The 13732-nt window shown below is 65.2% G+C and carries 12 protein-coding genes; 6 read left to right on the top strand and 6 right to left on the bottom strand.

The window, feature by feature from the left end; all coding sequences use genetic code 11:
• The first annotated feature begins 5 nt into the window (after positions 1–5).
• The 3 genes from hpaD (at position 6) to hpaH (ending at position 2905) form a co-directional block, all read left to right on the top strand.
• The gene (gene hpaD, locus CK226_RS16490; protein ID WP_095792450.1) at positions 6–986 is read left to right on the top strand and encodes a 3,4-dihydroxyphenylacetate 2,3-dioxygenase; all 981 of its coding nucleotides are present in this window, start codon (positions 6–8) and stop codon (positions 984–986) included.
• 243 nt (positions 987–1229) lie between these two features.
• Positions 1230–2102, top strand: coding sequence for a fumarylacetoacetate hydrolase family protein (locus tag CK226_RS16485; protein WP_095792449.1), 873 nt, complete (start codon positions 1230–1232; stop codon positions 2100–2102).
• On the top strand, positions 2099–2905 hold the full coding sequence (hpaH, locus tag CK226_RS16480) for a 2-oxo-hept-4-ene-1,7-dioate hydratase (protein ID WP_095792448.1): 807 nt from the start codon (positions 2099–2101) through the stop codon (positions 2903–2905). The genes CK226_RS16485 and hpaH overlap by 4 nt, the downstream gene beginning before the upstream one ends.
• 9 nt (positions 2906–2914) lie before the next feature.
• On the opposite strand, the gene CK226_RS16475 is transcribed toward hpaH, so the two are convergent.
• Genes CK226_RS16475 through CK226_RS16450 form a run of 6 tightly spaced genes read right to left on the bottom strand, consistent with a single transcriptional unit; the run spans position 2915 to position 9365 of the window.
• Complete coding sequence (locus CK226_RS16475) at positions 2915–3937, bottom strand: phosphotransferase (protein ID WP_095792447.1); 1023 nt, start codon at positions 3935–3937, stop codon at positions 2915–2917.
• Positions 3934–5241, bottom strand: coding sequence for an aminotransferase class III-fold pyridoxal phosphate-dependent enzyme (locus CK226_RS16470; RefSeq protein WP_095792535.1), 1308 nt, complete (start codon positions 5239–5241; stop codon positions 3934–3936). The genes CK226_RS16475 and CK226_RS16470 overlap by 4 nt, the downstream gene beginning before the upstream one ends.
• A gap of 37 nt (positions 5242–5278) precedes the next feature.
• Positions 5279–6628, bottom strand: coding sequence for an aminotransferase class III-fold pyridoxal phosphate-dependent enzyme (locus CK226_RS16465; protein WP_095792446.1), 1350 nt, complete (start codon positions 6626–6628; stop codon positions 5279–5281).
• 21 nt (positions 6629–6649) lie between these two features.
• The gene (locus CK226_RS16460; protein ID WP_095792445.1) at positions 6650–7318 is read right to left on the bottom strand and encodes an HAD-IA family hydrolase; all 669 of its coding nucleotides are present in this window, start codon (positions 7316–7318) and stop codon (positions 6650–6652) included.
• Positions 7315–8595, bottom strand: coding sequence for a Tm-1-like ATP-binding domain-containing protein (locus tag CK226_RS16455; protein WP_095788563.1), 1281 nt, complete (start codon positions 8593–8595; stop codon positions 7315–7317). Before CK226_RS16455 ends, CK226_RS16460 begins: the two co-directional genes overlap by 4 nt.
• Positions 8595–9365 carry an IclR family transcriptional regulator gene (locus CK226_RS16450; protein ID WP_095788564.1) on the bottom strand — a complete coding sequence of 257 codons (771 nt, stop codon included), beginning with the start codon at positions 9363–9365 and terminating at the stop codon, positions 8595–8597. The genes CK226_RS16455 and CK226_RS16450 overlap by 1 nt, the downstream gene beginning before the upstream one ends.
• A 187-nt stretch (positions 9366–9552) precedes the next feature.
• Between CK226_RS16450 and CK226_RS16445 the strand changes: the two genes are divergently transcribed.
• The 3 genes from CK226_RS16445 (at position 9553) to CK226_RS16435 (ending at position 13640) form a co-directional block, all read left to right on the top strand.
• On the top strand, positions 9553–11001 hold the full coding sequence (locus tag CK226_RS16445; protein ID WP_095792444.1) for an APC family permease: 1449 nt from the start codon (positions 9553–9555) through the stop codon (positions 10999–11001).
• Between the two features lie 55 nt (positions 11002–11056).
• The gene (locus CK226_RS16440; RefSeq protein ID WP_095792443.1) at positions 11057–12544 is read left to right on the top strand and encodes an aldehyde dehydrogenase; all 1488 of its coding nucleotides are present in this window, start codon (positions 11057–11059) and stop codon (positions 12542–12544) included.
• Between the two features lie 241 nt (positions 12545–12785).
• Entirely contained in the window at positions 12786–13640 is an 855-nt protein-coding gene (locus tag CK226_RS16435) for a MetQ/NlpA family lipoprotein (protein WP_095792442.1), read from the top strand.
• The last annotated feature ends 92 nt before the right edge of the window (positions 13641–13732 follow it).

The following is a 13732-nucleotide window of genomic DNA, read 5'->3' as shown; positions in this document are numbered from 1 at the left end:
TCAGAATGCCCTTGCCCAAGCCCAACCTCTATCCGGCCTTCAACATCGTGCGCCTCAGCCATGTCGAGCTGGCGGTGACCGATCTGGCCAGAACGCGCGCCTTCTATGTCGACACGCTCGGCCTGCAGGTCACCGACGAGACATCGGGCGCCATCTACCTGCGCGCCATGGAGGAGCGCGGCCATCACTGCATCGTGCTGCGCAAGGCGACGACGCCGGAAGCCCGCGACCTCGGCTTCAAGGTCTTTTCGGATGAGGACCTCGACAAGGCGGCGCATTTCTTCAAGGGCAAGGGCCTGCCGGTGGACTGGGTCGAGCGGCCCTATCAGTCGCGCACCTTCCGCACGCGCGATCCGCACGGCATTCCGCTGGAATTCTATGCCGAGATGGCAAGGCTTGCGCCGATCCATCAGAAATACGCGCTCTATCGCGGCGTGAAGCCGCTGCGCATCGACCACTTCAACTGCTTCTCGCCCAATGTCGACGAGTCCGTCGCCTTCTACAACGAGCTCGGCTTCCGCGTCACCGAATACACGGAGGATGCCTCGAGCGGAAAGCTGTGGGCGGCCTGGACGCACCGCAAGGGCGGCGTCCATGACATCGCCTTCACCAACGGCATCGGACCGCGCCTGCACCATGTCGCCTTCTGGGTGCCGACGCCGCTCAACATCATCGACCTGCTCGACCTGATGGCAACGACCGGCTATCTCGCGAACATCGAACGCGGCCCGGGCCGGCACGGCATTTCCAATGCCTTCTTCCTCTATGTGCGCGACCCAGACAACCACCGCATCGAGATCTATTGTTCGGATTACCAGACGGTCGATCCGGACCTCGAGCCGATCAAATGGGACCTCAAGGACCCGCAGCGCCAGACGCTGTGGGGCGCGCCGGCGCCGAAAAGCTGGTTCGAGGAAGGCAGTGTTTTTGCCGGAGCGGAGGTGCGCCAGCCGGATTTGACGGCCTCGCCGATTGTGGCGCCCTGATGAGATTTGATCGATGACGGCATTCCTTCGCGCCCCCCTCTGTCCTGCCGGACATCTCCCCCACGAGGGGGGAGATTGGACGTCATCTCCGCCTTCGCCAATCTCCAACGCTGCAAGAAGAGCGCCATCCGTCCGAGCTGCCAATCTCCCCCCGTGTGGGGGAGATGTCCGGCAGGACAGAGGGGGGCGCCGTAGGGCTCCAACCTCGCCGATATTCCGCATCACCATCGGCGGAGCCGCCGCATGACCCCGTCACGCCTCGCCACCTTCACCGCCGGCGGCAAGGCGCGCTATGGCGCGGTCACAGGCAAGGGCGTCGTCGACCTGTCGGCCCGCTACAGCCAGTGGCCGACATTGCGCGAGGTGATCGAGGCCGGCGCCTTGCGGCGGCTGGCGGAAGAGGCGGAGGGGTTTGCCGCCGATTTTCCGCTCGACGCCGTCGCCTACGACATCCCTGTCCCGTCGCCGGAAAAGATCATCTGCGTCGGCGTCAACTATCCGGACCGCAACGAGGAGTACAAGGACGGGCAGGCGGCGCCGACCAACCCGTCGCTTTTCATCCGCTTCCCGCGCTCCTTCGTCGGACACGGCGCGCCGCTGGTGCGGCCGCCCGAATCGCCACAGCTCGACTATGAGGGCGAGATCGTCATCGTCATCGGCAAGGGCGGCCGCCGCATCGCGGAGACCGACGCGCTCAGCCATATCGCCGCGCTGTCGCTGTGCAATGAAGGCACCATCCGCGACTGGGTCCGGCATGCCAAGTTCAACGTCACGCAAGGCAAGAATTTTGACCGCACCGGCTCGATCGGCCCGTGGCTGGTGCCGTTCACCGGCGAGGCGCAGGTCGCCGACATTACGCTCTCCACCCGGGTCAATGGCGAGCTGCGCCAGCAGGACCGCACCAGCCGCATGATCTTTTCCTTCCGCAAGATCATCAACTACATCTCGACCTTCACCACGCTGGTGCCAGGCGATATCATCGTCACCGGCACGCCGACCGGCGCCGGCGCCCGCTTCGACCCGCCGGTCTGGCTGAAGCCGGGCGACGTGATCGAGGTCGAGGCCGACGGCATCGGCGTGCTGCGCAACAGCGTCGTCGACGAGGCAGCTTCATGACCCCGGAACAAGTGGAAGACGCCGCCAACCGGCTGTTCGAGGCCGAGCGCTCGCGCCGCCAGATCCGGCTGCTCAGCCTCGATTTTCCCGACGCCACCATGGAGGACGCCTATCGCGTCCAGGCGGCGCTGGTGACGCGCAAGATCGATGCCGGGCTGAAGCCGAAGGGCTGGAAGATCGGCCTGACCTCCAAGGCGATGCAATATGCGCTGGCCATCGACACGCCGGATTCCGGCGTGCTGTTCGACGACATGTTCTTCAACGACGGCGCGACCATTCCCGCCGGCCGCTTCATCCAGCCGCGCGTCGAGGCCGAGATCGCCTTCGTCATGAAAGCGCCGCTCAAGGGGCCTGGGGTGACTCTCTTCGACGTGCTCAATGCCACCGACTACATCACGCCGGCGCTGGAAATCCTCGACACGCGCATCGAACGCGTCAACGCCGAGACGAAGAAGGCGCGCAGCTTCTTCGACACGATCTCCGATAACGCCGCCAATGCCGGCATCGTTATCGGCGGGCGGCCGCAGCGGCCCGATGAAGCCGACATGCGCTGGATCGGCGCCATCGTCTCGCGCAATGCCGAGGTCGAGGAAACCGGGCTCGGCGCCGGCGTGCTCAACCACCCGGCCATGGGCGTTGCCTGGCTGGCCGACCGGCTCGCCCGCTACGGGATGTCGATCGCCGCCGGCGAAGTGGTGCTGTCGGGCTCATTCGTGCGTCCTGTGGAGGCGCGGCCCGGCGACACGATCGTCGCCGATTTTGGCAGTTCAGGCACGGTCAGCATTCATTTCGCCAAGGGCTGACGGTGCCGCCTATTCGCCGCGCAGATAGGCGATCACCACATCGGCCGCGATGTTGGACATGCGCAGGCCGACCTCCCTGGTGATGTCGCCTTCGACGCGGCTCTGCACCCAGCCCAGAAAGGCGAATGACCGCAGCGCGGCGAACAGCGGTAGCGCGGCGACATCGTGCGGCGTCAACGTCCGCTCCTGCCGGTAGCCCTCGAGCAGCGATGCCTCGATCAGCGGATAGAGCGGCTCCTGCCGGTTCTGATACAGGGCGACGGCAAGGTCGTACATATGCCAGCCAAAGCCGCAATCGTCGAAGTCGATGATGCGCACCGCGCCGTCATGGATCAGCACGTTCTCGCGCACCAGATCGGCATGGATGATGCCGAAGTTGCGAGGGCCGCGCTCATGCTCCGAAAGCGCCTTTGCGGCCTTGTCCCATGCCTGCAGAACAAGGTCGCGGCGCGGGCCATCGAGAAAGGGCGAGGTCTCGAAGCGGCCCCAGGTCGGGCTCGGGCCGAAGAAGCCGTCGAAATCCCAGGCATGGCGGGCAAAACCGGCGGGCGGCGTCCAGCTGGCGCTGATATTGTGCATCTGCGCGATGGTTCGGCCGATCGCGGTGAAGACCTGCCTTGCCTGTTCAGGAGTGTAGGCCAGGGGTACGCCCCGCGCGCCGACGGCGCGGCCTTCGAGCCAGCTCAGGCAATCGGCCTGGCGAGGCGGTCCTGAGGCGGCCTTCCTGACAAGCACGAACAGATCGCCGGCCGGTGTCGGCACCGGAGACGGCGTGGCGATACCGGCGGATTGCAGAAAACCCATCCATTGCAGTTCCGAGCGCAGCGCGGCATCCGTGTGGTAGCCAAGCCGATGGATGCGCATGGCGGCCGGCTGGCCGTCCGGCAAAGAAACGCGGAAGACCGCATTCTCGCGGTATTTCAGCAGCTCCGGTTCGCCGTCGCGGACGCCCCAATGGGTGAGCGCATGCCGGGCAAGTGCGGTAACATGCGCTTCCGTCTCGGGCTCGGATCGCTCGGAAACCACGTTCACGCCGTCCCTCCGTCGACTTCATCGAGCACTTCGTCGAGCGTGCCGATCAGCAGATCGGCATGGGCGCGGGAAAACGGCATGGGCGGGCGGATCTTGAGCACATTGCCGTGGATGCCGGTCTTGCCCATAAGCACGCCACGGTCGCGCATCGCGTTGATGACGCGCCCGGCGATGTCGGGCGCGGCCTCGCGCGTCTCGCGGTCGTGGACCAGCTCGGCGCCGAAGAACAGGCCGGCGCCCCTGATCTCCCCGATGCAGTCATGCCGATCGGCCAGCGGCCGCAGCAGGCCGAGCGCATAGGCGCCGACATCGCACGCATTGGCGACGAGGTTTTCGTCTTCCAGGACATCGAGGACGGCATTGGCGACCGCACAGGAAACCGGATTGCCGCCAAAGGTGTTGAAGTAGCGGAAGGCGTTGCGGAACGTCGACAGGATCTCTGTGGTGGTGACGACAGCGGCGACCGGGTGGCCATTGCCCATCGGCTTGCCCATGGTGACGATGTCGGGAACGAAGCCGGCGCGCTGATGGCCCCAGAAATGGCTGCCGGTGCGGCCAAAGCCGGGCTGCACCTCGTCGGCGATGACCAGACCGCCGGCCTCACGCACCGCCGCCACGGCGTCGTCGAAGAATCCGGTGGGCAGCGTCGGGAAACCCTCATTGGCGAGCAGCGGGCAGAGGATCATGCCGGACAGGCCGATACCGTCCTTTGCCAGCGAGGCGATGGCTTCGCGCACCGCGTCGCCGAACGCCTTGCCGTTGGCCATGGCGTCGGGATGGCGATAACTGTCGGGCGCCGGCACCAGCCGGACATAGGGCGCACGGCCGCCGACCGGAGGCATGCGCGTTGAGAGCTGCGAAACGGCGGAAGTGTTGCCGTGATAGGTGGCGTCGGTGGCGATGATACCCATCTGGCCTGACGTCGCCTGCGCCATGCGCAGCGCGATGTCGTTGGCCTCGCTGCCGGTGCAGGTCAGGATGGCGGTGGACAGGCCGGCATCGAATGTCGCGGTCAGCCGCTCGACATAGTCGAGGATGGCGGTGTGGAGATAGCGCGTGTGGGTGTTGAGCAGGCCTGCCTGCCGGCACAGCGCCTCGACCACATGCGGGTGGCAGTGACCGACATGGGCGACATTGTTGTAGGCATCGAGATATTGGCGGCCGTCAGCGTCATAGAGCCAGACGCCTTCGCCGCGCACCAGATGGACCGGCTCGTCATAGAACAATTGCGATTTCGCGCCGAGCAGGCGGCCACGCCGGCCAATCAGCGTTTCTCCAGCCGGTTTCTTCTGGGATTGAGCCATCTGCATGTAGCAAAACTCCGTTGTATCAGCCGCTTTGTCAGACCTTCGAGAGGCCGGCGTCCAGCGCTTCGCCAATCTTGGCGACATCGGCGGCGCTGATGATGAGGGGCGGCGACAGGATGATGTTGTTGCCGGAGACACGCAGCATGACGCCGGCCTCGTAGGCCGCCTCCGAAACCACGGCCATGGTCTTCTTGTCGGTCGGCTTCTTGGTCGCGCGGTCGGAAACCAGTTCCAGTGCCGCCATCAGCCCCTTGTACCTGACATCGCCGACGATGGCGTGCCGGGCCTTCAGCCCTTCCAGCACCGCCCCAAGCTCGACGCCGCGCACGGCCGCGTTCGCGTTCAGACGGAGCCGTTTGGTCTCGGCAAGTGCCGCCAATCCCGCCGCGCAGCCGACAGGATGGCCGGAATAGGTGTAGCCATGGCCGATCGACCCAAAACTGGTCTTGTCGGCCTCGAAGACATCGGCAACCCTGGCGCCGATCAAGGTCGCGCCGAGCGGGAAATAGCCCGACGTGATCGCCTTGGCGATGGTCATGAAATCCGGCTTCACACCGGTCAGCCGCGAGCCCGACCAGGCGCCTGTGCGGCCGAAGCCTGTCACCACCTCGTCGGCGATCAGCAGGATTTCGTGGCGATCGCAGATCTCGCGCACCAGCGGCATGAAGCTTTCGTGTGGAACGATGACGCCGCCGGCGCCGAGCACCGGCTCCATGATGAAAGCGGCGATGGTGTCGCCGCCCTGGAAGGCGATCTCCTCCTCCAGCGCCCTGGCGCAGAGTTTGGCCAGCCGCGCCGGGTCTGCCTCGTCGAACGGGTTGCGGAAGGTCCAGGGTGCCGGGATATGGAACACGCCGGGCAGCAGCGGCTCGTAGTTGCGGCGGAAATTCGCGTTGCCGTTGACCGAAGCGCCGCCGAAATGCGTGCCGTGATAACCCTTCTTCAAGGCGAGGAACTTGGTGCGGTCGGCCTGGCCGCGGATCTTCCAGTATTGCCTCGCCAGCCGCAGTGCTGTCTCGACCGAATCCGAGCCGCCCGAGGTGAAGAAGGTCCGCACCATGCCTTCCGGTGCGAACCATTCGGCGAGTTCGTAGGCGAGCTCGATCGACGGCCCGGTCGAGGTGCCGCGAAAGCCTGAATAGTAAGGCAGCGCGCCGAGCTGGTCGGCGATCGCCTTCTTGATCGGGTCGCAGCTGTAGCCGAGATTGACGTTCCACAGGCCTCCGACCGCGTCGAGCACGCTCCTGCCATCGATATCGGTGACGGTGACGCCCTCACCCTTCATGATCACCTTGGGCGGATTGGCCCGCATCTCGGCCGGATGCGCCATCGGATGCCAGATCGGCTTGGCATTGGTCTCGGTGAGGAAATTGATGTCGCGCATCACAAGGCTCCGCAAATGGTCTCAGGCAACTGGGACGAGGTCGAAATGGGCAAGGGCTTCGGCGTAGGAAAGCGCTGGCCGGGCAACGTCGAAATGCACCGTGCGCATGCCGGCGGCATGGCCGCCATCGACATTGCGCTGCTGGTCGTCGACGAAGACACAAGCCTCGGCAGGCAGGCCTAACGCCTCGGTGACGAAACCATAGGCGCGCGCGTCGGGCTTGAGGATGCCGGTATAGGTGGCGTCGACGATCACGTCGAACAGGCCGAGCAGCGGCAGCCGCCGGCGAAAATCGGCACCGTAGAACAGGTCGAGTTCGTTGGACAGGATCGCCAGGCGAAAGCCGGCGGCATGAACGGCGCGGATGGCATGTTCGGCTTCGGGCCGCACCACCTTTTCCGGCTCGGCCCCCCGTGCGCGCTGGACGAAGGTTTCCATCGCCTTCCAGTCCTCTCCGACGAGACGCCCGACCTCACTCGTGCGGGTGCGCCAATAGTCACGCTCGCTGATCTCGTCGGCCTGCATCGAGCGCCACAGCGGATCGCTGGCTGGATCGAACGGGCCGCGCCATTGCAGCGTTCCCGGCTTCAAGCCGAGCGCCTGTTCGGTCAGGGCATGGGTCTCGAACAGCGTGCGGGTGACGACGCCGCCGAAATCGAGGACGAGCGCCTGGGCCGGAGCAGCGCTCACGCTGCCACCCCCTTGGCCGGCATGCCGCGCGGGATGATGCCTTCCTCGACCCAGCGGTCGAAGATCTCGAGTGCCTTGGCGACAAAATCGTCGCTGTTGATATGGGCGTCGATCTCGTGGAACTCGACTTCGGGGGAAATCGCCTTGCGCATCTCGTCGACGAAGGCGGCGAGGGCTTCCGGCTCATAAAGCGGCTCGCCCGGCATGTCCCACTCCTGGATGCCTTGGGAAGGCAGGATGAGGGCGGAGCGCCCTTTCGAGGCGTCGAGCTTGGCGGCGATGGTCCTGGCGACCTCGCGGCGGTCGTCGGCATCGACGGTGATCGAGGCGATCAGCCTGTTATGGGCGTGAAACGGGCGCTCGGAAAATTTAGCCGGCAAATCCTGCCAGGTCGGCAGGTCGACCATGTCCACCGCGCCAGGGGCGGCGATCTGCGGAATGCCGCGAGCGCCGGCATTTTCCAGCCGGTCATTGCCGGAGGAGACGACGGAACCGGCCAGATGGTTGGTGATCTCCTGCAGGCTGAAATCGAAGACGGCGCAGAAATGATCCTGGCCGGCGATCGATTCGAAGGCGCGGCCGCCCATGCCTGTGGTGTGGAAGACGGCGACATCATAGCCGCGGCGTTCCAGCGCCGGCTTCAGCGTCTTCATGTAGCGCAGGCAGGAGCTGCCGAGCGACGTCATGCCGATGGTGGGGCCGATCGCCGGGGCCGAGGCGCGGTTCTCCAGAACGATCCTGGCCGCGCCGACCACCGCGCCGCAGGCCTGCGACAGGACCAGTCTGCAGATCGAGTTGAGGCCATAGAGCCCGCCGGCCCAGAGGATCATCATCAGGTCCGGCGCGACGCGTTCGGGCGGGATCAGGTGCGAATAGGCGATGGTGGAGACGACGAATTTCGGCACGCCGAGCGGCAGGGAAAGCGCGACGTCGAGCGCCAGGTCGGTACCCATTGAACCGCCTATGGCGATGAAGGCGTCGATCTCGCCATTGCGGTGCAGCTGGCGCACCAGTTGCACGGCCCCGCCCGCCATCAGCGTCATGGCGGTGTTCTCGTCACCGCTCGCGACGATCTCCTCGATCGTCACGTCGACGGCGCGGGCCACGGCGTGCTTGTCGTGATCGGGGCTGTAGGGCGGATTGCCCAGCACACTGACATCCATCATCACGGCGCTGCCGCCCGATGCCTCGATGCAGGCTTTCATGAACAGCAATTCGTCGGCCTTGGTGTCGCCGGTGCCGATAACCAGGATGCGGGGCGCGGTCTCTGCGGACATTAGGCCTGCCTCCTTAGACTTTGCAGATTGTCGCCATTGAGGCGCATCGAAATCTCCCGTGCCGTTGCCATGACCGCAAGTCCGCGTTGCGTGATGTCGGCCGTCGTCGTCCTGGCCTTCGGCGCGGCCACGGCGATGGTGCCGAGCGCGAAGCCGTCCGCCGCCAGGATTGCCGCCGCGACGGATATGACGCCTTCTTCCAGGCCCTGATCGCAGATCGAATAGCCGCGCTCGCGCGCCTCGGCCATGGAACGGGAAATGGCCGCGGGCTCGGTCAGCGTGTGCGCCGTGAAGGCTTCGAGAAGACCCGCCAGGCATGCCTTGACGGCCTCATCCCTGGCAAAGGCCAGATAGGCGATGCCCGACGCGGTCGAATGCAGGGGCAGAAGCTGGCCGATATCGATGTTGACGCGGTTCGCCCGGGCCGGATGCTCGACATGGACGGTGACCAGCCTGTCGATGCCGAATTCCGACAGATGCACGGTCTCGGCCGTGGCGCTGGCCAGATCCCGCACCAGCGGTACCGCGGTCCGCAGGAAAGGGAAGCGCGCCTCGCGGATGCGTGCCAGCCGCGACAGGCCGGCACCGAGCCTGTAGTGCCGCGTGGCGGCGTCCTGCTCGACGAAGCCATGACGCGTCAGCGCCACCAGCAGCCGCCGCGTCGTTGCCTTGTCGAAGCCCGAGCGGCGCGCCAGATCGCTCAGCCCGAGTTCGGGTTCGGCCACGGTGAACAGCTCCAGAAGTGAAATCGCCTTGCCGACCGTACCCAATGCGTCCTCCCGGCATTTGCCTCCCAGCAGGGGCAATCAATTAACGTGTGAATTAACTTGACAGCAAGCCGCTTGGTTTGCAAGTCTATATTCAAAATAACGGTTCAAATAATGAACCAATATCCAGAGCATATGGGACAGGCCATTCGGCCGGCAAGCCAAACCGGTTTGCAAACAGGAGGGATCAATGACAGCAGTTTCGGAACAGGCGCCGGCCAACAGGCTGCGCAAGAACAGTCTCGGCGTCGGCGCCATCACCTTCATGGTGATCTCGGCGGCCGCGCCCCTTACGGCGGTGGCCGGCGGCACGCCGCTCGGCATGCTGATGGGCAATGGCGCGGGCTTTGCCGGCACCTACCTGATCGTGACGGTGCTGCTGCTGCTGTTCGCGGTCGGCTATGTCGCCATGTCGCGCCATGTCGGCAATGCCGGCGCCTTCTATGCCTATGCCGCGCGCGGCCTGGGCGGTTTCGCCGGCGGCGCCACGGCGCTGATCGCCATCCTGTCCTACAATGCCATGCAGATCGGCGTCATGGGCCTGCTCGGTGCAGCCACCTCCGGCCTGTTCGCCGGCTGGGGCATCAACCTGCCCTGGTGGGTGTGGAGCTTCATCGCCATCGCCATCGTCGCCGTGCTCGGCTACCGCCAGGTCGACCTGTCGGCCAAGATCCTGACGGTTCTGGTGCTGTGCGAATATGCCGTGGTGCTGATCCTCGATCTGACGATCCTCAAGACCGGCGGCGACAGCGGCCTGTCGGCCGCGCCGTTCAGCTGGAGCCAGATCATTTCGGGCGCACCGGCCATCGCCATCCTGTTCTGCTTCGCCGCCTTCATCGGCTTCGAGGCGACGACGATCTATGCCGAGGAAGCCCGCGACCCCAAGGTCACCATTCCGCGCGCCACCTATTTCTCGGTGCTTTTGATCGGCGTGTTCTACATGGTCACCGCCTGGCTGATGGCGGTGGGCGCCGGCGTCGACAAATTGCTGCCGGCGCTGCAAGGCCTGCAGGATCCGACGACCTTCCTGTTCGGCTTGTCCGACCGCTACGCCGGAACGCTGCTGACCCACGCCATGAGCATCCTGTTCGTGTCGAGCCTGTTTGCCGGCGTGCTGGCGTTCCACAATGCGGTCGCCCGTTACATCTATGTCTCTGGCCGCGAGAAGCTGTTGCCGCAGTCGATCGGCGTGACGCATTCGGCGCATCAGAGCCCGCATGTCGCCTCGGTGATCCAGAGCGTGCTTGCTGCCCTCGTCGTCGGCCTATTCGCCGTGCTCGGCCTCGATCCGGTGCTGGCGCTGTTTTCCTGGCTGACCAATGTCGCGACGCTCGGCGTCATCGTCATGATGGCGGTGGCCTCGCTGGCCGTGGTGATGTATTTCCGCGCCAACCCGTCGGCGCAGGAGAACGCGGTGAAGACCACCATCCTGCCCGGGCTGACCTTCATCGCCTTCGTCATCATCATCTATCTGATCGTCATCAATTTCGGCAGCCTGTCGGGAGCCGGCGGCTTCCTCGGCGTGTTCCTGCCGGGGCTGGTGCTGATCGCCGCGGTAGTCGGCCTGCTGCTGGCCGGCGCCCTGCGAGGCCGCGACCCGGTCGCCTTCGAGAGCCTCGGCCTGCCGCTGAGGGATTGAGCGAAATATCTGGGCGGCGTACCAAGCCGCCCAGCCCACCTGAAATGAGAAGATCATGATCAGTCAAAATGCCATCGACACGCTGCGCCACACGGAGATCGGCACGCGCGGCCTGTTCATCGATGGCGCACAATCGCAGGGAATAGCCGGCGCGACGCTGCCGGTGATATCGCCGATCGACGGCCGCGTTTTCGCCAGCATCGCCGACGGCAATGCCGCTGATGTCGACCGCGCGGTGACATCGGCGCGCAAGGCGTTCGAAAAGGGTTCGTGGTCGCGCGCCGCGCCCGCCTTCCGCAAGAAGGTGCTGAGCAGGCTCGCCGAATTGGTCGAAAAGCATGCCGACGAACTGGCGGTGCTCGGCGTGCGCGACAACGGCACCGAGATCGGCATGGCCTACAAGGCAGAGCCGCTGTCCGCGGCCGGCACCATCCGCTACTACGCCGAGGCGATCGACAAGGTCTATGGCGAGATCGCGCCGACGGCAGAGAACGTGCTGGGCCTGATCCACAAGGAGCCGCTCGGCGTCGTCGGCGTCATCGTGCCGTGGAATTTTCCGCTGATGATCGGCGCCTGGAAGGTCGCGCCCGCCCTTGCCGCCGGCAATTGCGTGGTGGTCAAGCCGCCGGAGATCGCCTCGCTGACGCTGTTGCGGCTGGCGGAACTGGCGGCCGATGCCGGCCTGCCCGCCGGCGTGCTCAACGTCGTCACCGGCCGGGGCGCGGTCACCGGCGAGGCGCTCGGGCTGCATATGGATGTCGACGCCATCGCCTTCACCGGCTCGGGGCCGGTCGGCCGGCGGCTGCTCGACTATTCCGCCCGCTCCAATCTGAAACGCGTCTTCCTCGAACTCGGCGGCAAGTCGCCCAACATCGTCTTCGCCGCCGCCCCGGACCTGAAGCAGGCGGCGGTCGTCTCGGCCAACGGCATTTTTCGCAATTCCGGCCAGGTCTGTGTCGCCGGCTCGCGCCTGCTCGTCCAGGCATCGGTCTATGACCGTTTCATGGACGAGCTTGTCTCGGCGACCACGCGGCTGAAGGTTGGCGATCCGCTCGATCTCACCAGCGACATCGGCGCGGTGTCGAGCGCGGAACAGCTGGACAAGAACCTCGGCTTCGTCGCCCGGGCGCAAATCGAAGGCGCACGCCTGGTCACCGGCGGCGAACGCATCCTGGCCGAGACCGGCGGCAGCTACATGGCGCCGACGATCTTCGAAAACGTCACGCAGAACATGCAGCTTGCCCGCGAGGAGGTGTTCGGCCCGGTGCTCGGCGTCATGCGTTTCGATACCGAGGAGGAAGCGGTACGCCTTGCCAATTCCACCGTCTACGGGCTCGCCTCCGCGGTGTGGACAGCCAACCTCTCCACCGCGCACCGCATGGTGCGCGCCATCAATGCCGGCGTCGTCCACGTCAATACCTATGGCGGCGCCGACATCACCGTGCCGCTCGGCGGCGTCAAGCAGTCCGGTTTCGGCCGCGACAAGTCACTGCACGCGCTGGAGAAATATCTGGAGCTGAAGACCGCCTGGATCGCGCTATGAGGACCCGCTAGGCCTCCAGAATCTGATCCCTCCCGATTGCCCCGGATCGCAGCGCTACATCGCCGCGGTCGATCCAATGGCGTCTTGTGCTCCCTCCCTTCAAATTTTTGAGAGAATATTCCGGGCTTTGCCGAGAACGGCGAAACACGTTCTTTGATAAACTCGATAGAATTTCTGACGATGTGACCAAGCCTGGGCAATCCGCCTTGCTGCCATGACTTCACAACCGCAGAGATCAATCATGTCCGACGTCAACAACACTTTGCCATCTTCCCTTTGGTCAACCATCAACCGCCGCAGCGGCCTGGCTCTGCTGTTCGCATCGGCCGTCGCGGTCGGCAGCCTGATGGCGCCGCATGCGTCTTTCGCCGAGGACAAGAAAGCGATCAAGGTCGGCATCATCAGCGGCGAGGACGAGGATGTCTGGCGCGTCGTGGTCGCCCAGGCCGCCGAAAAAGGCCTGACCATCGAGACCGTAGTGTTCAACGATTACACCCAGCCGAACGAGGCGCTGGAGCGCGGCGAGATCGACGCCAACGCCTTCCAGCACCAGCCCTATCTCGACAACCAGATCAAGACTCAAGGCTATCACATCGTGCGCGTCGGCTACACCGGCGTCTGGCCGATCGGCCTCTACTCCAAGAAGTACAAGGCGGTCGCCGATCTGCCCGAGAGCGCGGTGATCGGCGTGCCGAACGACCCGTCCAATGAAGGCCGGGCGCTGCGCGTGCTGCAGAACGAGGGCGTGATCAAGCTGAAGGACGGCACCGGCATCCTGGCGACCACGGCCGACATCGCGGAGAACCCCAAGAAGGTCGAGATCAAGGAACTCGACGCCGGCATCGTCGGCCGCTCGGTCGAGGATCTCGATGCCGCCGTGGTCAACACCGACTGGGCGCTGAAAAGCGGCCTGACGCCGGAAAACCGCATCGCGCAGGAGCCCATCGCTGACAATCCCTACCGCAACTTTATCGCGGTCAAGGTCGGCAATGAGAACTCGGCCTGGGTGAAGACGCTGGTGGCCTCCTACCAGAACGACGCGGTGAAGGCCGAGTTCGACAAGGTCTACAAGGGCACCGGCCTCAGCGCCTATTGATCCGCGACCGGACGCCCGGTTCGAGAGCAAATGCGGTCCGCGCCTGAGCGCGGGCCGCACTTGCGTTTTCGATGGCGAGAACAGGAAACCGC

The organism is Mesorhizobium sp. WSM4311, from assembly GCF_002295115.1.
Taxonomy (GTDB): domain Bacteria; phylum Pseudomonadota; class Alphaproteobacteria; order Rhizobiales; family Rhizobiaceae; genus Mesorhizobium.
The sequence above is the reverse complement of the archived record's forward strand: the minus strand, read 5'-3'. Positions and strand labels throughout refer to the sequence as shown.